Here is a 21,067-nt window from a genome sequence, read left to right on the forward strand (position 1 = left end):
CCGGCTTATACATGCAAATCAAAAAATAGACAATAAAAGAACAGGCCCCTTATGGTTTATGCCATAAAGGACCTGTCCGTTCCACCATTCCCGCAGGAGCCGCTTCCTACTCTTCTGAAACAAACGCCATGTACTGTTCTGCAGAAAGCAATTCGCTTACTTCCGCCGGGTTGCTCAATTTGTAAATCATCGCCAGCCTCCGTCAGCGCAAAACTGAAGCGCGACTGTAAAGCGGATAGGCAGCACATAACTGACTGATCGTATCTCGAACGGACGGATCTCCTTTTCCTTTCAGAACAGCAGCAATCGATCGTCCGATGGTCTTCATTTCCGCTTCTTTCATGCCCCTTGTGGTGGCAGCGGCAGTGCCGATGCGAATCCCGCTGGTGACAAACGGGCTTTCCGGATCAAACGGAATCGTGTTTTTGTTGACAGTGATGCCCGCTTCTTCCAACAGCCGCTCCGCTTCCTTTCCTGTCAGTCCGAAGACGCGAACGTCGAGAAGCAGCAGGTGATTGTCCGTGCCCCCCGAAACCAGTCTCGCTCCTTCTTCGAGCAAGGTCTCGGCGAGAGCCTTTGCGTTTTTCACCACTTGCTCCGCGTAGCTCTTGAACTCGGGCTGCAGCGCTTCTTTAAAAGAGACTGCCTTTGCCGCTATGATATGCATCAGCGGCCCGCCCTGAATACCTGGGAATATCGCTTTGTTTACGCCCTTTGCGATCTCCTCGTCATTCGTTAACACAATGCCGCCGCGCGGTCCTCTCAGCGTCTTATGCGTGGTACTTGTCACGACGTCAGCATGGGGAACGGGCGAAGGATGCACGCCCGCCGCCACCAAGCCGGCGATATGAGCCATGTCTACCATCAGCTTTGCTCCTGCCTGCTCGGCGATCTCGCGAAAGCGGGCGAAATCAAGCGTCCGCGAATAGGCGCTGCCGCCTGCGATGATGATCTTCGGCTTTTCCCGGCGGGCAATCGCTTCCACTTCGTCATAATCGATCAGGTGATCCTCTTCGCGGACCCCGTATGCCACGACATTAAACCACTTTCCCGAGAGGCTGACCGGACTTCCATGCGTCAGATGGCCACCGTGCGACAGATTCATTCCCATGAAGGTATCTCCCGGCTGCAGCAGCGAAAAGAACACGGCCGTGTTCGCCTGTGCGCCGGAGTGAGGCTGGACATTGGCATAGGCTGCTCCAAACAGCTTCGATACTCGCTCGATCGCCAAGCGTTCGACTACATCCACGTGCTCGCAGCCGCCGTAATACCGCTTTCCGGGATAGCCTTCCGCATACTTGTTGGTCAGAACCGATCCCATGGCGTCCAAAACGTCCTGACTCACAAAGTTTTCCGATGCGATCAACTCCAGCGTCCCGAGCTGGCGCTGGCGTTCCGCTTCGATCGCTTCAAAAATTTCCTTGTCGTGATCCTGCAAGCTCATCGATATTCCTCCCTTGGCTCCCATCTTTCCCGAACGCAAAAAAGGACAAGGGAAAGATAGATAGCACGTAATCTACCTCTCCTCTGTCCTTTTACCTGAGAGTTTAACTCCTGACACGGGAGTCTTCCCCTTGGGTGGCTGTTCGCTCTCTCCAGAGGTGCGTCCAATTGTGGTACCTTGTACCTGAGAGATTCTTTCCCAAGGATTTTTGGGACTTGCTCCTTCGGTGCCGGGCGCTTCGGTCCGGTCTCTCCCACAATCGTCATCCGCTCTATGCAATTACTTCGAATCATACGTCAAGGGATTCAACATTGTCAATAATATTTCGAATAGAATATCAATTGTTCTTGAGAATGATCCAGTCTGCGGCCTGTCGCCCAAAATGGGTAGTCGCCCTAACACCGAAAGGCCCGCCCGTAAATACGATAGCAGGGAACCCATTCAAACAAAGGAGGATGCTTGCATGAGTAGTCTGTTCAAGAGCGGCGGGTTTAACGGTATCGGTCTTATTCTGGTGCTGTTTATTCTGCTCTCGATTGTCGGATGTTCGGAAGATTGTTAGCAAAGATTGCAAACCGTTCGCTTCTTCATGGATGATTGATTGGGCAGACCGTGGGCGAGCTCCCATATCGTTATAAAAACGCGGGAATTGAACTGCACCTCCAAATGTTAGCTGTGCCTAACAAATGGGGTGCCGTTCACACTCCCGCGTGTTTTTGTCAAATGCGTATTGGTTTTTTCAGAGCGTGGCTTGGCCTTTTGCTAGTGAATATTCCGACGGATGATTTCTTCGATCCCTTCGGCAATCGCCGAGACCGGTCGATGCAAATCAGCCTGGGTCAGCCGGAAACGGGCGTAGCGTTCGTCCAGATTGAAGGCTTCCTGAAAGGCTCCCAGAAAACCGCGAGCTCGTTTGTCCATTTCCAGAAGAACCTCCAGTTCTCCCTCCTTCAAATAAAAGACGGCCTCCAGCTCCTCCAGTCGGCTGCGGTAGGGGCCTGTCGGACGGAACTCAAACTCCTGCACAAACGGGTAAGAGCGCCCGAGATGACGATTGTATTCGCAATCCACTTTGAATAATTGAAAGCCGAGAGACTGAATCGCGTCCAGCACTTTTTCCATCAGCGGATGCGGCCGAACCTCGATGAAGTCTGAATCTCCCGGATCGATGGCATTTTTAATGTCCAGTCCGGTACGCAGGTACACAGGCTGCCGTCCCATCGTAAGCGGAGTCTCGTACGGAAGCTGGAAGGAAAACGGAATGACCTTCTTTTCCTTCGGGTTCAGCACGAACCGTTCAGAAAGACGGTACTTGCCGAGCGTGCATTCTTCCTTTACCTTGCGATCATTTGCCTCGCGCTCATAATGCGTGACGACGTACATATAAATTTCGTCCACATCCTGTGCAACATCGCCACCTGTGATGTGGACCTCACCTCTTACCCATTCTCCCGGGATCAACGAATCGTTCTCCAGGCGGGCATCTACTTGGGCAGCCCCGATACCTACGCTTGCCAACAGCTTTTTAAACATTGACATGGACTCATTCTCCCCTTACCAACGCATCGATTGCCTTGCTTTTTCATGCAGTGAGAAGCTTCTGTACCTTTTATACGGCGGGTCGCAATAAAAGTTTCGCTGCCGAAAATAGATTTCCCGATCTTCATATATCCTCGCGTTTTACTTCAGCAGTCACGAACAAGTGGAGAATCCGGCTGATCGCCACCGTTTTGACGCGCACCTCGACCATCGTTCCTTCGATGATGTACTCTCTTCTCCGCAGCATTTCATGGAGCATCTCCTGGACTTCTGCCACCTGCTCGACTTTTTTTCCTTTCAGGGAAGCCAAGTCTTTTTCCAACTGCCTTGTCATTTGCAGTTGAATCGTTTCATGCAGCTTTGAATCCAGGACGGTGACCCGAATCTCATCGATGACCACCTCTTGTTTTCTCCGGGCCACTTTTTCCGACTGCTTCAAGCTCTGATTTTCCTCCATCAGCTTTTCGTTCAGCAGTTCCAGACTGCGCTTGACAAGCATCATCTGCTCCATTTCCCTGCCGTAAATAAACAGCATTCCCGACCCGCCGAGAATGGCGCCTATGAGCAGGAGAGCTACGTAACGCTTCCACAACATTATTTTCATGAACGCACCTGGACCAGCCATTGAATCGAAATCGTCCCCATATGTGCCCCGAGGAAGGCGACAACGATCATGACAAGCTGTTTGAACACAGGCGAAAAATTGCCCGCGAGGATTTTTTCGATCTGCAAAAAGGAGTCAAACGTTCCGCCCAAGGCACCTACAAGGCCCCATATTTTCAATTGGTCAGCCAAATCATGAATGGACCAGAGCGGCGGCTTTTCATTTAAAAAAGCGCCCAATCCACCGCACAGGGAACCGCCGACCACAATGCCGTACGCCACAAAAAAGGTTAAAATGACCTGCCCCATCTCCATCCCTCCGGCTTGACAGCGTTAGTCTATCCCTACGCCGGAGGCTGGACAAATATGAAAGGCTATATGTCCCTAGCTATATGGCTCCCAGCCAAACGGCTCTCACACACGCAAAAACGGCATGCCGCCAGCGACACGCCGTTTTTGTATGCAGCCCTCAGCCTCTTCTCCCTCGTCCCCTCATTCGCCGAAGTCTCTTTTGAATTTGCGCGGAGTTCATCATCATCAGATCCATGAACAGATTGACCATATTGGGATTGTGCAGAACCTGCTGGAATACTTCCGGATTTTCCCGAAACCACTGTTCATTAGCCTTAACCCAGGATCGAAACCCGTCATTTCTTTTGTAATAGCGGTTTAACCGGCGAATCGGACGGTATGCACTCACCTTTAATCGATCCCTTCGTCGAAGAAAATGGAGAGGAGAAAGATGATCACCAGAATCCAAATCACTACTTCAAACCCTTCGTGATTTGCAAAAAAGCCTCTCACGTTTGTCCCTCCTTGTTGACGCAACCTTGCACCATGTATGCCCACAGTTTTTTTACAGTATAGGTATATGTCGAGAGGCACCCGTTGGATTGGACGAAAGCCTGTTATCCCTTCAATTCCGCTCTCGCCTATTTTCGGGTGCATAGACTGGCTACGGGAACATGCATACTAGGGGAAGATTGCCGAAACGAAAGAGGAGGCGGCTCTATGACCGTTGCGGCAGGAAAGCTATGGCGGAACAAAATATTTGCACTGCTGCTCGTCCTGGTTTTTTTCATGCACCTGGCCTCCTTTCTGATCGTGCCGATCTTTCCCATTTTCCTAAAAAAAGCCCGTGCCCTCTCTCTCGGACAGGTCGGCATCATTCTCGGTGTCGGCAGTATCGCGTATCAGGCGGGCAGCCTTTTGGGAGGTCCTCTGTCCGACCGTCTCGGCCGGCGCTCGATCATGCTGGCGGGAGCACTGCTCCAGGCTGTTGCGATGCTCGGCTACCACTACAGCGACAGCTACGCCGCCTTGCTGTTTTTCTCAGGTGTGAACGGACTGGGAGTTGGATTTCTGGCACCGACAATCAAAGCATTGCTCGCTGACACCGTAGACAACACCCAGCGGACCGCAGCTTTTTCCTGGAGAGGGATTTTCGCTCACCTCGGCATTATCATCGCGGGCCTGACGATCACCTGGATGACCACCAAGGATCTGTATCCGTTTGTCTTGGCCTCGATTGTTTTTTTGCTGCTTGCTGCCGGCATCCTGTTTACCCTGCCGAACGACCGCTGCGTCGGACCTGATTGCAAACGCACGTCCTTATCGGAGTACCGGCATATTTTCCGGCATCGGAGCTTTTTGCTCTTTTCCGGACTCTCTCTATTGATCTGGGCCTTTTATGCCCAGTTCACGCTGGTGCTGCCATTGCGCGGCGAGTACGTGCTGCATTCCGCTCATTTGATCGGGCTGATCTGGACGATCAATTCCGTAAGTGTGGTGCTGCTTCAGGGGCTGATTTCCCGTTTTGTGCTTCTGAAAATCAATCCGTATTTATCGCTCGTTGCGGGAATCCTGATGATAGGCGCCGGTTTGTTCGGCATCGGGTTCGCGGACCGCTTTGCCACGCTGAGCGCTGCTGCCGTCCTGTTCATCATCGGGGAAATGCTTCTGATGCCTGTGCAGGACAGCCTCGTCGGTCACTTTGCCAAAGAGGAATGGCTGGGGGCGTATTTCGGGATTGCCAACTTTGTATCGGGTATCGGCACCGCCATCGGCACAACTGTTGGCGGCACACTCGTAGAGCGATTGGGCGGGGTCAAGAGCCCCTATCCGTGGGTGGTGTACGCCATTACGACAATCATTCTCGCTGTCGTTATGGGATTGTTCGCTCTCTACGCCATGCCGCGTCACAAGCAGGGAAGCGAGGCCGCAGGGCCGATCCAGTCCCGTTTTATGCCTAAAAAGGAGCGTGTCAAATAAAGATGGATGAACGGACACAACAAGATGGTCCCCCCATTCAGGAGGAAAAGGTGCAACTGCTTCAGCGCATCCCCCTGTCTTCTCTGCTCATACAGGCTGAGGACAACATCCAGGATCGACAGTTTGCACGCTGGCGGGCATCTAACCGCCAGCAGTGGATTTTCTAGGAGGTCATGATGGACGAATCGAAAAAGCGCTTCTCCAATAACCAAGAGGTACGAAGCGAAGACAACAGACAGCCTCGTTCCGTGCAAAATGATCAGCCGGGGTACGGGAATAAAAAACTGGAGGGACCAAACCGCCCTTCTACATGACTTGAAAGGGATGGCGATCACCATCCCTTCCTCTATTTTTTTCGACATCATTCGTGAATTTATTGAAGGTTAAAGCGATTTCGCCTATTATGAGGAGGAAGAATACCAAATTGCGGAAAGGACGTAGCGCCTTGCCTTCGAAAACGACGCAAACGACCATAACGCGCCTTTATCCATTGTTCCTTATGTTGCTTCCTATCATCTTTTCCGTAATCGTGTTCTTCGGTTACTCCCAGACAAAGCTTCTCTACTACCAGAACGAAGTACAGGCGATGGACCGACAGTTGAACTCCGTCTTCCAGATACTGAGCTTGTTTGACAAACGGGTCAAAGACAACTCGATAACTCGCACAGAGGCTCAAGAGAGTGCCAAGAAATTGTTGGCCGGAACCAGGCTCCCGGACGGAACCCGCAATACCAACGATGTGGAGCTGACCTTGAGTTCGGGAGATGCCTTTATCGTCTTTAATTCGCAAGGCAACTTGCTCGTGCACCCGCATCTGGAAGGGCAAAACATGTTTCAATTGTCCGATGCCGATGGGCGGACACTTGTTCGTGAAGTGCTGCATAAAGGAAAAACCGTTATTACATACCCGTCATTGGACCCGACTACCGAGACGCGCGACACGAAAATCGCCGTAGCACGGTATTTTCCCGAGTGGGACTGGCATGTAAGCCTGACCACAGCCGAGTCGGACTTCTACCATCAGCTTTCCTTGTTGAAATCTTTACTGGTTTTATTGGTTCTTGGCAGCTATCTGATCACCGCATTTCTTTTTTATAACACGAAGCGGAAGGACAAGGCGCTGCTCAGCTCCACTCTGCGCGGCCAACAGCTCGCGGAGACCAATCAAGGCATTTTGAAAACATTGGCCGTCGCCTTGGAGGAAAGGGATTCGTATACATCGGGCCACTCCCAGCGAGTCGCTTTTTACATGCGGGTCATCGGCCAAAGCATGAACCTGGATGAAAAAACGTTGGATACGATGTACACAGGCGGACTTCTTCACGATATTGGCAAAATCGGCATTGAGGACAGCATACTGCTAAAACCGGGCCGCCTGACAGATGAAGAGTATGAAATTATCAGATCTCATCCGATACGCGGCGAGGCTTTGTTGAAAAGGCTGTACGCCGATGCAGGCAGGCAAAACTCCGCTGAAATTGACGCCATTTTATGCATAACACGCCATCATCATGAGCGCTACGATGGAAAAGGGTATCCTGATCAGCTCGCGGGCGAGGAAATTCCGCTGCTGGCAAGGGTGGCCGCAGTCGCAGACTCGTTTGATGCCATGACATCCTCCCGCGCATACCGAAAAGGGCTCTCCTATTCCAAAGCTTGCGACGAGATTATTCGCAATGCCGGTACACAATTTTGCCCGGAAGTAGTGGCTGCCTTTTTTCGGTGCATGACAGAAGAAACCTTCTTCCATGCTCACCACATCTCGCGAGTCACTGAAATGATTGACCGGATTCATGATAAAAACGGAATGCCCTATATCCATCGCGTCAGCAGTTGAATGGATGTGCGAAATCCATACTCTTTTGCTGCTTTGAGCATAAAGAAAGCCATTTGGCCAAAGGAAACGGCTAAATGGCTTTTGTTTTTCGACGCCGGGCTGGCAATCGGGAATTTTTAATCCAAACGAACTAATTTATAAGGAAGATGAAGCTCCTCCAACTTTGCGAGAAAAGCTTCGGCTTCCTCCTGCGGCGCGATGAGCTGCAGATAGCGGGAGAAGTAGAACACAATCCGGTCTGTCTCGTTCTCCTGCAGCCGATAATGCGGAAACGTGGAAATATCGGTCAGCGTATAAAAGAAATCATACCGCTCAGCCGTCATCGGAGCCCGAAATTGTCTGCTGACAATCACATCGCCGCTCCGGTTTTCGCGTATGCTGTCTCGCGTCGCCCCCAAAAAAACCAGCCACTCCGCAGAACGCTTTGCCCCCCAATTGTCAGCGAGCATCTGATCATTGTACTCGATTTCCAGATGGGTCAGGCGTTGACGGACGCTTTCCAGCATGGCCATCAACACTTTCCGCACAGCCAGATTGCTCGGCGAAAACTTGTTATCGTAAATGTTGTACTCGTACGAGGTCTGTTCACCCTGCTGTTTTACATAAAGGGTTATGGCCTGCATCGTCCTGTTCCTCCTTCCCTATCGCGGCAGGATGCTTTCATATGTCGCTTTATCAAGCCTCTTTACAGCGGCAAAGAGAAGCTTCCTCGCTGCCTCATAGTCATCCCGGTCGATGATTGCCGCATGACTGTGAATGTAGCGGGACGGAATGCCGATCACCGCAGACGGTACCCCTGTGCCATGATATTGGACGACGCCCGCATCGGTGCCCCCTTTGGCGATGTAGATCTGGTAAGGGATGTTTTCTTCTTCACAGACAGAGATGAGGAAATCGCGCAGGTTGGGCGACATGATGTACATCGGATCATACAGCCGCATCAGAACGCCGCCGCCTAGTTTTCCTCCGCCTTCTCTTACTCCGGGAATGTCGCCCGCCGGACTGGCGTCCACCGCCAGGAACAGGTCCGGGTCAATCATGCCGGCCGCGGTCTTGGCCCCCCGTGTACCCGCGACTTCCTCTTGCACGGTCGCTCCGACATAGACTACATTGGGATGATCGCGATGCTCGTGAAGCTCTTTGGCCAGCTCGACAGCGAGGCTGCAGCCGTAGCGATTGTCCCACGCCTTTGCCATGATCCGTCGCGGGTTGGCCATCTGGGTGAGCGGGCATACCGGAACGATCTGCTGCCCCGGACGAACTCCCGCTTTTTCCGCCTCCTCGCGGGAATCGGCCCCGATGTCAATGTACATGTTGCGGACATCCATCGGGCGATTGCGCTGGTCGTCGCTCAGTACATGCGGCGGGATCGAGCTGATGACCCCTTCGATCGCTCCCTGCGGCGTAATCACCTGTACCCGCTGAGCAAGCAGAACCTGTCCCCACCAGCCGCCAACGGTCTGGAACGACAGAAATCCTTTTTCCGAAATGCGGGTGACCATAAACCCGACCTCATCCATATGTCCGGCGACCATAATTTTCGGTCCATTTTCGTTGCCGCGCATAACTCCAAACATGCTTCCCAGACGATCATGAACAATCTCATCCGTATATGCTCCTATGTATTCCCGCATAATCGCGCGCACAGGCCCTTCAAAGCCGGATACGCCCGGTGCTTCCGTCAGTCGCTTCCATAGGTTCCATTGAAACTGGTTTTCCATACCAGTACCCCCTTCTCTCGTACATCCCTTTTATTATTGATCAGGGACTGCCGGGATGCAACCTGCCATCCCGTACTGCAACACCCGATGTGCAGGAATCCCGAATTCCCGGAGCGAATGGTTAACTGTCACATGCTATGGATACGGAATGGAAAGGAAGGCACGCCGATGAATATTACCTTTCGAAAATTGGCAGAGAAAACGGATCTGGAAAAGCTGGAGGAACTGGAGAGTGCAGTCTGGAGCGAATCATCTGTCGTTCCTAGCCATATGACCTTGACACTGGCCAAATTCGGCGGATTGTTTCTTGGCGCCTTCGACGGCGACCGCATGATCGGCTTTCTCTACAGCTTTCCCGGCCACACGGATCAGGAGCTGCATCTCTGCTCGCATATGCTCGGCTTTTTGCCTGAATACCGGAAGCAAGGCCTGGGGGTGCAGATGAAATGGATGCAGCGCAGCGAAGCACTGGCGGAGGGCTACCGAAGGATTACCTGGACCTACGACCCGCTTGAGACGGTCAATGCCTACCTGAATCTGGTCAAGTTGGGCGGCGTGGTTCATCGCTATATTCCAAACTGCTACGGAGAACTGGCAGATGATATGAACCGGGGTCTGCCGACCGACCGTTTTTTACTGGATTGGCATATCGCAAGCGACCGCGTCATGCAGCACCACGCCGGCAAAAGCGTTCGACCTGACGCCAGCGGGCTTCCGGCCGTCCTTTTCTATCAGGAGAAAAACGGTGTCGTGCAGCCAGCAGGAATACATCTGGATCAATCGGAGGAGCGCTTGTCGCTTCCTGTTCCTGCGCACTTCCAGGCCGTCAAACAGGCGGATATGGGAGCAGCCGCTGCCTGGCGGGAAGCCACGCGCGAGCTGTTCACTCACTACTTTTCCAAAGGGTACATCGTAACCGGGATTTGCCGGCAGCAGTCGACCGCCTCTTACATTCTGGAAAAGCGTTCCCTTGAAGACGTGCTGCAAGGTGAGAGGCTTGCCGGGGCAAAATAGGCTCGCTCCTTTTCCTGTGCTACAATAGACGTACAATCATACCCTAAGAAAAAAGGACGAGAACTGATGAAGGCTAGTCACTACGATGTCATCGTCATTGGCGGCGGTCCCGCCGGACTGATGACTTCCATTGCCGCTTCTTCCCAGGGGGCCCGTGTCTGTCTGGTGGAGAAGGGCAACAAGCTCGGACGCAAATTGATCATTTCCGGAGGCGGCCGCTGCAATGTTACGAATGCCAAGGAGCTGGACGAGCTGATCAAGCAAATGCCCGGAAACGGACGCTTTCTGTTCAGCGCACTCTCTCAATTTAACAATCAGGACATTATCCGGTACTTTGAAGAGCTGGGCGTTGCCTTAAAAGAAGAGGACCGCGGGCGCATGTTTCCCGTCACCGATAAAGCTGTGACGGTGGCGAACGCTCTGATCGAGCGGATCAAAAACCAGGGTGTCGAGCTTCGCTTAAACAGTCCCGTGGAGAAAGTGCTGTACGAGAACGGCCATACGGACGGCGTGCTATTGAAAAGCGGCGAGCATCTGAAAGCACCCTGTGTGGTAATCGCGGTAGGCGGATGCTCCGTTCCGCAGACAGGTTCTACTGGAGATGGCTACGAATGGGCGCGGGATGCCGGTCACACCATTACCGACCTGTATCCTACCGAAGTGCCGCTGATTGCTGCCGATTCCTTTATCCGGGACAAATCGCTGCAGGGCTTGTCGCTTCGCGAAGTGGAATTGACTTTGTATGATCCGAAAAAGAAAAAGAAGGTCAGTACGCAGGAAGGCGACATGATTTTTACCCATTTTGGCATTTCCGGCCCTGCTGCCCTGCGTCTGGGACACTATGTCTCCGTCACCCAGAAGAAACACGGCCAGGTCCCGCTCCCTCTGACGATTGACCTGATGCCTCACAAGCATCTTGACGAAGTTGCCGAAGAGAGCTGGCGCTTGTTGGAGGAGCAGCCCAAAAAGGCTGTGAAAAACGTCTGCAAAGGCTATCTGCCGGACAGACTGATCCCGATTCTTTTGTCCATGGCGGGCATTTCCGAAGAAACGACGCTGAGCCACATGCGCAAACAGCAGTGGAGAGAGTTCGCCCAGTTGATCAAAGCGTTTCCGTTGACGATCACCGGCACGCTTTCTTTGCAGGAAGCGTTTATTACCGGTGGAGGTGTCAGCGTCAAGGAAATCGATCCACGGACGATGCAATCCAAGCTGATGCCGGGACTCTTCTTCGCGGGAGAGGTGATGGACGTCCATGCTCATACGGGCGGATACAACATTACCATCGCTTTTTCCTCGGGATATGTCGCTGGTACGCATAGTGCCCAAGCTGCGCTGGAGAAACGCGGATAAAATTTCTACAATTTTTTCTCGAAGAGGTTTAGGCTTTTTCTATACGGGGAAACTAGCTTGTGGGTACTCTTTTTCGAAGAAGAGTGAATGGATTTCTACTCCCCCTAGCAGTAGGATTCCGATTCTCACACCTCTACTCCCTTTATCTTTCTAGATGGGCGTCGATCCAACAGTCGACGTTCTTTTTTTTGTGTGCAAACCGCTCTTTTCCGCTTGTACGCATTGAGAATATGGGCACCGCGCAAAAAAAGCTTCGCCACTGAAAGGCGAAGCCGTGTTTCTTGCGATTATCATGTTGTCACACGATACAATAAGGCGAGTCCTGCCATGATAAACGCGAACCCTAACAAAAAGAAGGTGTTTGCTCTCTGTTTGACCTTTTGTTCATTTCCGTTGAAGTGGGCGAGCAAACGCGCTTGCCACCGCTTGGTTCGCGGCTGGATCATCAGCAAGATCCCGCCGGCGAGGAGGAAAATGGGCAGGAGCAAGCTGCTTCACCCCTTCTTCTTGCGCCGCAGCAGCCAGCGCGTTTCCGTCTCTTCCGGATCGCCTTCCACGATCAGGCGGGCTTCTTCAGCCAATTGGAACGCTTCGGCAAACAACAGCTGGCGAAATGCCTGTTCGGCCTTTGTCAAAAGTTCGTTTACCTGCCGATTTTGCCTTCTGTAGCGATTGGTGTACTGGATGGCCCCCTCCGCCTGCTGGCAGTCGGAAATCGTCCGCTCGGCCAAACGCTCCGTTTCCAGCAGCAACTCATTGGCATCGTTGATCAGCATCGCGACTTCCTCGATGTCATAGCGATACGTTTCCATAACTGCCTGGATGCGGGCCAAAATTTGCACAATGTCTTCAAACAAGTACTTCAAATGCTCCGGTACACCCGGCAAATAGCTTCGCTTAATCTGCTGGCGAATCCGGACCAATGCATTGGAGATGCGTTCCAGCTCATCCAACGCCTCGTCTTCGGTCTCGATCACCAGGCGCTCCGCCTCTTCTTCCGCTTCTTCTTCCTGCCAATCCGAAGCCATTTTCGGGATCACGAGCTCGTATTCCTCGTCGTCCTCGTCATAGTCCGGTTCTTGACGCTTGGGAGCTGCGGCGTTGTCCTTTTTCCTGTCAACGGCACTGTTCAACAGCTCTGCCCGCTCCGCGCCGCTTATTTCATTGGCAGCCCCTGCAAAAGGCCGTTCTTCCCGCATCTCTTGTACCGGAGGCAAAACCTGACCGATGATCTCCGGCTCCGTTTGCAAACGGGCCACATCCGGTTCGACAGAAGGTGCTGCTGCAGCCATCGTCTCAAGTGCTTCCTGGCTGATTGGAGGAGCCGCTTGTGTACTGCCTTCCCTCTCTGAATGTTCTTCGATCGTATTCTCTTGGCCGGCCTTCTCTTGGTGACCAGTAGAGACAGCAGATCTCTCTATGTCAAAACCGATAATCTCCGGTTCCATCGACTCTGCTTCAGCCGGGTAAGCAGTCGGGGAAGCAGCCGCTGCCACTTGAGCGGAGGCGGCTCCATTTCGCTCGGTTAGGATGGCCTCTTCGATACTTTGACAGGTCGAGTCAAGCAGAACCTCAAATGCCTTCACGTGGGTCTCCAGCATCTCCAGATTCCCTTCCTCCAAAGCAGCCTTGGCAGCCATCATGAGCTGCTTTGCCTGCAGGAGAGAGTTGTCCAGCACACTTCGGTTCAAATCGTATCCGTCCCTTGCCGCTTGTGCAATTCCTTCCTCCAACTGGCGGTACTCTTCGGGAAGCTCTTTGCGGATACGCTCGTTCCATTTCGGAATGCTATCGATCGCATCTGTGATCCTGCCCAAAATCTTTTGCGCTTTCAAGGTAAGATCGTACGCAGCGACATCGTCGCCGTCTGCCCGCACTTCTTTAATTCGGGTGCGAATGGCGTAGGCCTCATCCAGTCCGGCCTTGAGCTCATGGAACGACAATCCGTACTCCAGACGCAGATCGGACAGGCGGCGCTCCACCTGCTCCAGTTGTTTGCCGATTTCCGGGATAGCGAGCTTGCTTTCTTTTTTTGTCGTTACCACTTTGACGGTGTCTTGTTTTAAGTCATTGAGCTCCTGCTCGATGGAGGTCAACGTCTCTCTCGCCTCGTCCAGCAGTCCCAAGGCCAGCTTGAAGCGGAAGCGGTCGCATGCTTCCTCCGCGTCAAGTATCATCATATCGACATCCGGTATGCGATTTCGCAGCAGATTTTCTTTGCGGTCTGCCAGGAACATGTACTTCTCTTCCGTCTTTCCGGAAGCCCGGCGAAGCGGCTTGTCCATCTCCATTACGTTGATTTTCTCGACAAGCTCGTCTTTCCAATCCTCTACATCATCCACTTGGGCAAAAATGGCCCGGCGTCTGATCATCGCGTAGATCAGACCGACAGACAAAGCTGCAAAGACGGCCCCAATGGCGTACAACCACCAAGGAAGCTTGGCCCAAGCAGGCTTTTCGGCTTTTTCCTCCTGCGTGCTTTCATCTGCAGCAGGGTTATTGGCAGGCTGCGTTTGATTTTGCTGTCTGTCTAGTTCAGCGGCAACCTCATCGAGAAACGTCTGGATGCCGGACAAGTAATCCTTTTGATTCCGAAAGGGCTCATAGTAAGCCGTCACCTTGTCATGCAGCATCGTCATGCTGGCACCCTTCGCCTGGAGCGCAGGACCGGCATAAACACCGAGCTGTTCGGTATTGATATCCAGCACAATCATCATCGCATCTTCCGGCAAATTGTAGTTGTCGTACAGCTTCTGTGCATACTCGTCTGGGCTTTGCGCCTCTGGCTGCGTGCTTTCGACGACGACGACCTTGTATGTACCCGGCAGCTGCTTGATTGCCTCTGTAAGTTTCTTCTGATCCTCTGGTTTCGTATATTTTCCTGCGTCCTGTACGACTGCATCCGTTTTATCCGGGAAAGGCGCGGCCAATGCCGGTTGGCTATATAACATCATTCCTGCAAGGCAGAGCAGGATCCATTTCTTCTTCACGGTTAGGACAACCCCTTAGCGTCAAAATTCCCTGTAGGCAAAGCTGTTTTTACTTTTGCTGATTGTAAGGCAAACAGAGCCATCCATGCAAAGAACGCATGATTTCGGCAAGCAGCCACTCTGCAAATTCTGCCGAAGCAGGCTCCAGATAGTAAACCTCCCGCACTGTTTGGGGATGGAGAAAAGGATATATCAATTGGCTTGCTGTCATCAAGAGGACGTGTTCCACAGACACAGGCATAAAAACGCCGGCCGCAATCCCTTCTTCGATCGGTTTTGCGATTCCGTGTTTCCAGCGGCTAATATACAGCGTCATCACTTCACGGGCCAACATCGACTCCACGCTCAGCTCTCGCTGGATCAGCCTTGTCGTTGCCGCGTGCTCGCTTTGAAATGTGACATAAAGCCGGATGACCCCTTCCAGTCTTTCCATCGGGAGAAGGTCTTTCTCGCTCTCCTCGAGCTGTTCCAGCTGTTGAAACAAGGTTTCAAAGTAGTAAGAAATCAGCCTTTCGAGAACACCCTGTTTCCCTTTGAAGTGATACGAAATCAGGGCGGCATTCACTTCGGCTGCTTCAGCAATTTGTCTGACACTGGTTCCATGGTACCCCTTTTGGTCAAAAAGGGTTGCTGCTGCAGACAAAATGCGCAATTTGGTCTGGTCCATTCTGCCTGCCCCTTTCCTCGCTCCGCCATTCCGATGAAGGTCGCAGAGGAGGTATCTTACTTCATTTTACAGACCATTCGCCATAAAAAGATAGTCTTGTTAGTAGTTCGACAAAGTTTTCCAGGATTCCTCCTGCAGAAATTTCAAGTATGATAAAAGTATGACAGAGGAAACCTGCATGCACTACAACGATTTATCCGACAGTTCTGGTTGGTCACACTTTCCCTGCCGCCCTTCTTTTCGCAGTCCTTATAGAGCAGAGGGCACAAGATTTTCAACCTCGAAGGAAAGGACCAAAAGCTTTTCCATGAAGAAATACGCTGAAGTCCCGTCAATCGTTACATACGATATTCCCGAAGACGGTGGCGAGCTAAACTATGCCATCTCTATTGCAACAGCTGCGATCGTATGACACTACCGGCTGAATTTGTCCGCATAAAAAAACGTCCACTCTCCCTTCTTGCACAAGAGTGAACGTATACGGAAAGCTGCCCGCATAAAGCCAATTACCCTGTGGCCCCCGCCGCAGTCGGGTCTGGTACCGGAATGGCCTGTCCGTAGTTTTGGAGGTATGTCTCCACCTGCGTATACTCGCGGACTCGCTGGTCATTCATATCGTATTCCGAGCGTATGGACATCGTCATGTTGGTCGGGAGCATCGTATTTTTGTTGTAGTAAATGGTGTATTCCGCTTCCAGCTCCATCTGGTCAATGATCTCGTCCACTGGCGGTTCGGTCGCCTGTATCGTGGCTCCCGTCCGCGGCCGGTTCCATGTTCCGTCCGAGAGCGTCAACGCGTATTTCAAACGAGGCTGGTGAATTGCCTCTGTCTGCAAGACAGCAGCGCCGCCGGCATGAGACTGGGTCCGGGCGCTCGCCTGACTTTTCATCTGCTCCGCCAGCCAGCTTTTCAGTTTCGTCGAGTCCATCAAAATCCGCACTGCTTCGATGTCATCCTCTGGGGCGCGATCCTGCAGGGGCAGTACGCTTTTCTTCATTTGATTGATCTGCTCCATAGCGAACACTGGATCCCAGTTGTTCATTTCCTGGCGAAAGACCGTGTCTTGGCCGCTTGTATTTTTCCAACCGGCGCTTCCTTCTGTCCGAACGTAAATCTGTTCATTTTTGCTCAGCAGCGACACGCTTTTCGCCTGTTTTTGCTCGGGAACGGCAAAATCGACTCTCATCAGCATGTCATCGCCTGTTTTTCGTCCGGAAAAACTGACTACGTTGCCGTTGGCGGTATCGCCTGTCACAAGCTTGGTCGTACCGTGAAAAGCAAAAGCCTGCTGCTCTGAAAAACGGTCACGGACCTGTTCAAAAGCGGAATCCGCATTTTGCTTGACCCCCATCTGATTGCAGCCGGTCAGGCCTCCACAAAGCAGGGCAAGCATCACGATGCTCCATCCTTTGCGCATCTTCGTCCCTCCTCTTCGTCGCCATTAGGGTTTCCGAGGAAGAAAAGGCTTATTCTGCTTGATATTCTGCTTGAGAGATCCGGCAGCCGGAGAGCGTCCCTTTACCTTCATTCACTCACAACGAGTAATAGAGAACCCCCTCTTTTTTTCTGCATTCCACTTGATGCAGGATCGTCAGCAAATCAATATGTCCCAACGTCTCGGATAGCGTCAAAGGGAGTTCCTTTTCATACAGGATGGGGAATAGCATGGCGGTCAGCTCATATGCGGTCTTTTCCCCTTCAGCGAGCAAGTGCCGCAGCATATCGGTCCGCTCCCAATTTCTCTGCAGGCGCTGCAAGATCAGCTCGCGGTGGCCCACAACCGGCTCCCCGTGTCCGGACAATGCCAAATCAATCTCCATATCCGCGCACATCTGCAGTGCAGTCCGATACTGGACGAGGGTCAGCGGACGCGCCGCCGACTGATCGCGGGGCGGTTCGATAAACGCATTGGACGAGATTCGCTTGATGATGTGATCGCCTGCGATCATGACCCGATCTTCCGCCCTGTACAGGGAAAGATGGCTTTGGGAGTGGCCCGGCGTGTATAAAACGCGCCACCCGGGAAGGCCGGGAACGGTTTGTTCGTGCTTGAGCGGTACATCAATGCGGCTTCGCTCCGAGAAGGTCATCATCAGCTTTTGGTACTTTTGAATGATGATCAGCTTGTCGTTCGGTACGCCGCTCTCTTTGTACAGATCATAAAAAAAGCGGTCGTGAAAGGATAAAAAGTCCTCGTCCATCTCTACATACGGAATGGCCAGCGGATGAGCGAGAGTAGATGCGCCCGATACCCGGCGAATCCGCTCCAGTTGTCCGCAATGATCCACGTGATGATGCGTCAGGACGATTTGCTCGATCTCTTCCGGTCGGATGCCGATTGACTTCAGACCCGCTACGAAAGTCTCCCACGCCTCATCCGTCAGCGGACCTGTGTCAACCAAAGTCAGACGCTCTCCCTTGATCACGTATAGATTCACCGGACCAACGGAAAACGGGGTGGGGATTTCCAATAAATAGACCCCCTTTGCCACCTCCGCCGCTTGTCTGTTTGGACGTTCTGTCGTCATTGTAGCCCTCCTGTTTCCCGTCGTCTCTCCAAAAGAAAAGAGCCCAGACGGCTCCTACGCTAATATAACCTGGTTTCTCCCTTTGTTTTTTGCCTCGTATAAAGCGATATCCGCCTGATAAAACAGGGACTCCACACTGATATCGCTGTTTCGTTCCTTGCTCCACTTGGCCAGACCGCAAGAGATCGTAACTTTTGGAGAAGTCTCTTTTTCAACAAAAGAGCGAATCCTCTCTGCGATCGCTTGTGCAGTGAGCTTGTCTACCCGGGGCAGATAGACCGCCAGCTCTTCTCCTCCCCAGCGCGCGGGGATGTCGCTTTCCCTGATATGGCTTTTGATCTGATTGGCGACCTGGATCAAAACCTCATCCCCTACCTGATGGCCGTATGTATCATTGACGACTTTAAAATAGTCAATATCCATCAGAATCAACGAGCCAAAGCCGTCCTTTTCGAGAGAGGCCCGGACGCGTTCATTCAGATAGCGCCGCGTGTACAGCCCGGTCAAATTGTCTGTGATGACCATCCGCTCCACTTCGTTATGCAGCATGGCATTGGTCATGGCTAAACTGGCGTGCTGTCCGAAAATTTCCAAAAGCTTATAATCGTCAAAACTAAAGAAATGATGGCGAGAATCAGCAACGATCAGGACGCCTCCCAGTTCGCCTTCAACGACCAGCGGAACACCCATCAGGGACGCAATCGGCGTCACGGATGAACAAGGCAGCAAGGAGAAGGACAGCGGCCCGGAGCCAGGTTGTACGAGCAGCAGGGCCTGCTTGCTTGATAGTATTTCGGAAATCGGCTTTTCTCCGGCTTGGATAATCCGCCCCTGACACTCGGGATGGGAAGAAGAAATCACTTCAAAGGTTTCCTTTCCCTGCTCCTTGCGTAAAATGGCGCAAAATTCGGTAGAAAAGGTCTCCAGCAGCATCTTGGTTACAAAGTCGAGGATTTCCTGCAAATTCAGACTTCGATTCAGCTGTCTGGCCATCTCATTAATCAAACGCAATTCTCTGATAAGATTGCGGGATTGCTGATACAACTGGGCGTTTTCAAAAGCTTTTCCCGCCGTCTCAGCCAAAATCGAGATATACTCCGTCTCATGTGGACTTAAGAAAACGGTCCTGTCCGTAGTCAACTGCAATACCCCGTAAATGCCCTGTTTGCCTAGCAGTGGTGCGGCAAGCACGGCTACCGTGACTCCATCCCGCTCCTCGTAGTCCATGACCAGGCTTCCTTCCAGATAGGCGCGTGTGCTTGTGGAACAATCCTCGTCTTGGAAGGAGAGCGGCTTAACCGGTGTCGTCGCATTCGTTTCGACGGTGAGGAACAGGTCAACAACGGCGTGCGGATACAAGGATCGGATGCTGCTGATGATTTCGTTCAGTACGTCATTTACATCGATTGACGCCTGGATCTTGGTCATCAATTGATAGAGCAGATCTTTTTTGCTCGCATCCCTTCGCAAGTCGTCGGCTACCATCGTTCTTTTGAGAGCGTAGCTCGCCTTTTCGCCTACCTCTTGCAGAAATGCTACGTCCCGCTCGTCATACGTTTCTCGTTCTTCGGGAGATAGATGTAAAAACAGGGCGTACAGCGGTCTTCCTTCACAAGTAATCGGCAGGATGACGGTGCGATAGCCATCCTCCACCGAGGGGGTCAGCGGCACTCCCGCAAAACGCGCAGCCAACTGCGTAATGTGGCATCCCTTTCCATCCACTGCCTGCGTCGTAAAATACTCCGGCACGATCAGGGTGCCGACCTCGGTCAGCTTTACAGCGGATACGCTGCCTTTTTGGATGATTTCGGCAATTTGATGAATCAAGCATTCCAGCAGGTCCTTCGTACTCTCATGGCGGTTCAGCTTCATGATGATGTCGCTCGTCGCATGCTGAATATATGCGTCATAGCCCATCCGAATCAACGCTTCCAGCCCCCTCATGTACGAAGCCAGCTCGAACTCGATCTCCTGTTGAGGCGCGACCATGCCAATCACCGCTCTGATACGGCCGTCATGCTCCTTTAACGGAAACGCTCCCCAAACCAAATCGCCGTCTCCGGATTTCTGTACGGAAATCTCTCCTGTACGCAACGCTTGGGAGACAGGAGAGTGGGGTTCGTCGATGAGCTTATTGCCCGCCTGGAGGCAGAGTTTGTTGGGATTCCAGGATTGGCCGACCTGCATTTCCATGAACGATACCAGGATTCCGGCTGAATCTGTCAAGAATAGAATGCCCGGGCGCTTTTCCGGCCAGGATAGCAGCATGAAGTGGGCCATGTAGGAAAAGACCGTTTCCAACTTCCCCAACATTTTACTTGACACGCAATACTCCCTCTCTCCACTTTTTGTCAGTCTTCCAAATGGTCCGTATCATTTACTGTAACTACTTCCCATCGCCGGTCAACGTAATGAAACACGTTGATCCCCGTATTGTCGATTCGGGTGATTCCTGTTCCCTGCTGGCCGCCTGTCACACCGTGCAGGAAGCTGTTAATCAGCCCGCCGTGAGAAACGACGACAATCGCTTTTCCCGCATGGCGGTCGGCCAGTTCGGTCAACGCGGCAGCCGCGCGCTGCTGCATATCCTCAAACGTCTCTATTCCACACGCTGTCTCGTCCATATTTGCAAAACGGACCTTGATTTCTTCATAGGTCAGCCCTTCCCACTCTCCATAGCAACGCTCGCGCAAGGTAGTCAGAGTGGAAACGGTGCAGCCGACATTCTCGGCGATGCACTGGGCTGTTTCCCGTGCGCGGGCCAAATCACTGGCGTAAACGGCGTGAATCGTCTCACCGCGAAAGCGGACACCTACCTTCTGAGCCTGGCTCCTCCCTGATTCATTAAGGGCAATATCACTGTGGCCTTGAATTCGGCGAGCCAGATTCCAATCTGTTTCTCCGTGGCGAACGAGGTAGATGACAGTATGCAATGCGTTTCCTCCTCAGCCGTACTGCTTGTATTCACAACTCTTTATTTATTATATAAGATGAATGTTTGCAATTCCATAACGATTCGCTTTTGCACCAGGACAAAATTCCCATTTTTCCCCTCCTCCGTTTGTTTTTCTTCCAATCTATTGAAACGCCGCTTCTCTT

General features: G+C 52.4%; 20 protein-coding genes and 1 riboswitch. Of the genes, 6 read left to right on the forward strand and 14 right to left on the reverse strand.

All coding sequences use genetic code 11. The features are described from left to right. Positions 1-202: 202 nt before the first annotated feature. Positions 203-1,444 carry a serine hydroxymethyltransferase gene (gene glyA / locus NST96_RS19725; protein WP_031933104.1) on the reverse strand — a complete coding sequence of 414 codons (1,242 nt, stop codon included), beginning with the start codon at positions 1,442-1,444 and terminating at the stop codon, positions 203-205. 160 nt (positions 1,445-1,604) lie between these two features. Continuing rightward, a riboswitch (glycine riboswitch) is annotated at positions 1,605-1,710 on the reverse strand. Between the two features lie 197 nt (positions 1,711-1,907). Here glyA and yjcZ point away from each other — a divergent pair. After that, positions 1,908-2,006 carry a sporulation protein YjcZ gene (yjcZ, locus tag NST96_RS19730; protein ID WP_141334129.1) on the forward strand — a complete coding sequence of 33 codons (99 nt, stop codon included), beginning with the start codon at positions 1,908-1,910 and terminating at the stop codon, positions 2,004-2,006. Positions 2,007-2,206: 200 nt separating this feature from the next. On the opposite strand, the gene NST96_RS19735 is transcribed toward yjcZ, so the two are convergent. From NST96_RS19735 to NST96_RS19750, 4 genes are all read right to left on the reverse strand, one after another. Beyond that, positions 2,207-2,983, reverse strand: a complete 777-nt coding sequence (locus NST96_RS19735) for a sporulation protein (RefSeq protein WP_003389205.1) — start codon at positions 2,981-2,983, stop codon at positions 2,207-2,209. A 124-nt stretch (positions 2,984-3,107) separates the two neighbouring features. Then, on the reverse strand, positions 3,108-3,587 hold the full coding sequence (locus tag NST96_RS19740) for a hypothetical protein (RefSeq protein ID WP_003389203.1): 480 nt from the start codon (positions 3,585-3,587) through the stop codon (positions 3,108-3,110). Next, entirely contained in the window at positions 3,584-3,895 is a 312-nt protein-coding gene (locus tag NST96_RS19745) for a YtrH family sporulation protein (RefSeq protein ID WP_003389202.1), read from the reverse strand. The genes NST96_RS19740 and NST96_RS19745 overlap by 4 nt, the downstream gene beginning before the upstream one ends. 160 nt (positions 3,896-4,055) lie before the next feature. Further along, positions 4,056-4,286, reverse strand: coding sequence for a hypothetical protein (locus tag NST96_RS19750; protein WP_035979042.1), 231 nt, complete (start codon positions 4,284-4,286; stop codon positions 4,056-4,058). Between the two features lie 311 nt (positions 4,287-4,597). Between NST96_RS19750 and NST96_RS19755 the strand changes: the two genes are divergently transcribed. From NST96_RS19755 to NST96_RS19765, 3 genes are all read left to right on the forward strand, one after another. After that, positions 4,598-5,857, forward strand: a complete 1,260-nt coding sequence (locus NST96_RS19755; protein ID WP_342404326.1) for an MFS transporter — start codon at positions 4,598-4,600, stop codon at positions 5,855-5,857. A 176-nt stretch (positions 5,858-6,033) separates the two neighbouring features. Continuing rightward, positions 6,034-6,171 carry a hypothetical protein gene (locus NST96_RS19760; protein ID WP_170208328.1) on the forward strand — a complete coding sequence of 46 codons (138 nt, stop codon included), beginning with the start codon at positions 6,034-6,036 and terminating at the stop codon, positions 6,169-6,171. A 110-nt stretch (positions 6,172-6,281) separates the two neighbouring features. Beyond that, the gene (locus tag NST96_RS19765; protein ID WP_003389199.1) at positions 6,282-7,694 is read left to right on the forward strand and encodes an HD domain-containing phosphohydrolase; all 1,413 of its coding nucleotides are present in this window, start codon (positions 6,282-6,284) and stop codon (positions 7,692-7,694) included. A 116-nt stretch (positions 7,695-7,810) separates the two neighbouring features. Here the strand turns inward: NST96_RS19765 and NST96_RS19770 are convergent, their stop codons facing one another. Both NST96_RS19770 and NST96_RS19775 read right to left on the reverse strand, forming a co-directional pair. Then, positions 7,811-8,317: a hypothetical protein gene (locus NST96_RS19770; protein ID WP_003389198.1), complete on the reverse strand. Its 507-nt coding sequence runs from the start codon at positions 8,315-8,317 to the stop codon at positions 7,811-7,813. Positions 8,318-8,335: 18 nt separating this feature from the next. Next, positions 8,336-9,415: a M42 family metallopeptidase gene (locus tag NST96_RS19775; RefSeq protein WP_003389197.1), complete on the reverse strand. Its 1,080-nt coding sequence runs from the start codon at positions 9,413-9,415 to the stop codon at positions 8,336-8,338. Between the two features lie 168 nt (positions 9,416-9,583). Between NST96_RS19775 and NST96_RS19780 the strand changes: the two genes are divergently transcribed. Both NST96_RS19780 and NST96_RS19785 read left to right on the forward strand, forming a co-directional pair. Continuing rightward, positions 9,584-10,429 carry a GNAT family N-acetyltransferase gene (locus NST96_RS19780; RefSeq protein ID WP_342404327.1) on the forward strand — a complete coding sequence of 282 codons (846 nt, stop codon included), beginning with the start codon at positions 9,584-9,586 and terminating at the stop codon, positions 10,427-10,429. A gap of 66 nt (positions 10,430-10,495) precedes the next feature. Next, on the forward strand, positions 10,496-11,782 hold the full coding sequence (locus NST96_RS19785; protein ID WP_003389195.1) for an NAD(P)/FAD-dependent oxidoreductase: 1,287 nt from the start codon (positions 10,496-10,498) through the stop codon (positions 11,780-11,782). A gap of 290 nt (positions 11,783-12,072) precedes the next feature. Here NST96_RS19785 and NST96_RS19790 read toward each other — a convergent pair whose 3' ends face one another. The 7 genes from NST96_RS19790 to NST96_RS19820 all read right to left on the reverse strand — a co-directional run bounded on the left by NST96_RS19790 (position 12,073) and on the right by NST96_RS19820 (position 20,901). Further along, positions 12,073-12,270 (reverse strand): hypothetical protein, encoded by a 198-nt coding sequence (locus NST96_RS19790; RefSeq protein WP_003389193.1) that lies wholly within the window; start codon positions 12,268-12,270, stop codon positions 12,073-12,075. A 6-nt stretch (positions 12,271-12,276) separates the two neighbouring features. Then, positions 12,277-14,772: a septation ring formation regulator EzrA gene (locus NST96_RS19795; RefSeq protein ID WP_122957929.1), complete on the reverse strand. Its 2,496-nt coding sequence runs from the start codon at positions 14,770-14,772 to the stop codon at positions 12,277-12,279. Between the two features lie 49 nt (positions 14,773-14,821). Continuing rightward, positions 14,822-15,439 carry a forespore capture DNA-binding protein RefZ gene (gene refZ / locus NST96_RS19800; RefSeq protein WP_024982858.1) on the reverse strand — a complete coding sequence of 206 codons (618 nt, stop codon included), beginning with the start codon at positions 15,437-15,439 and terminating at the stop codon, positions 14,822-14,824. A gap of 506 nt (positions 15,440-15,945) precedes the next feature. Next, complete coding sequence (locus NST96_RS19805; RefSeq protein WP_003389189.1) at positions 15,946-16,857, reverse strand: hypothetical protein; 912 nt, start codon at positions 16,855-16,857, stop codon at positions 15,946-15,948. Positions 16,858-16,972: 115 nt separating this feature from the next. Then, positions 16,973-17,968 carry an MBL fold metallo-hydrolase gene (locus NST96_RS19810; RefSeq protein ID WP_031933111.1) on the reverse strand — a complete coding sequence of 332 codons (996 nt, stop codon included), beginning with the start codon at positions 17,966-17,968 and terminating at the stop codon, positions 16,973-16,975. Between the two features lie 54 nt (positions 17,969-18,022). Further along, positions 18,023-20,293: a diguanylate cyclase gene (locus NST96_RS19815; protein ID WP_227277971.1), complete on the reverse strand. Its 2,271-nt coding sequence runs from the start codon at positions 20,291-20,293 to the stop codon at positions 18,023-18,025. Between the two features lie 26 nt (positions 20,294-20,319). Continuing rightward, positions 20,320-20,901, reverse strand: a complete 582-nt coding sequence (locus NST96_RS19820; protein ID WP_003389186.1) for a histidine phosphatase family protein — start codon at positions 20,899-20,901, stop codon at positions 20,320-20,322. Positions 20,902-21,067: the final 166 nt, after the last annotated feature.

It is taken from the genome of Brevibacillus sp. FSL K6-2834, assembly GCF_038592925.1.
GTDB lineage: Bacteria > Bacillota > Bacilli > Brevibacillales > Brevibacillaceae > Brevibacillus > Brevibacillus borstelensis.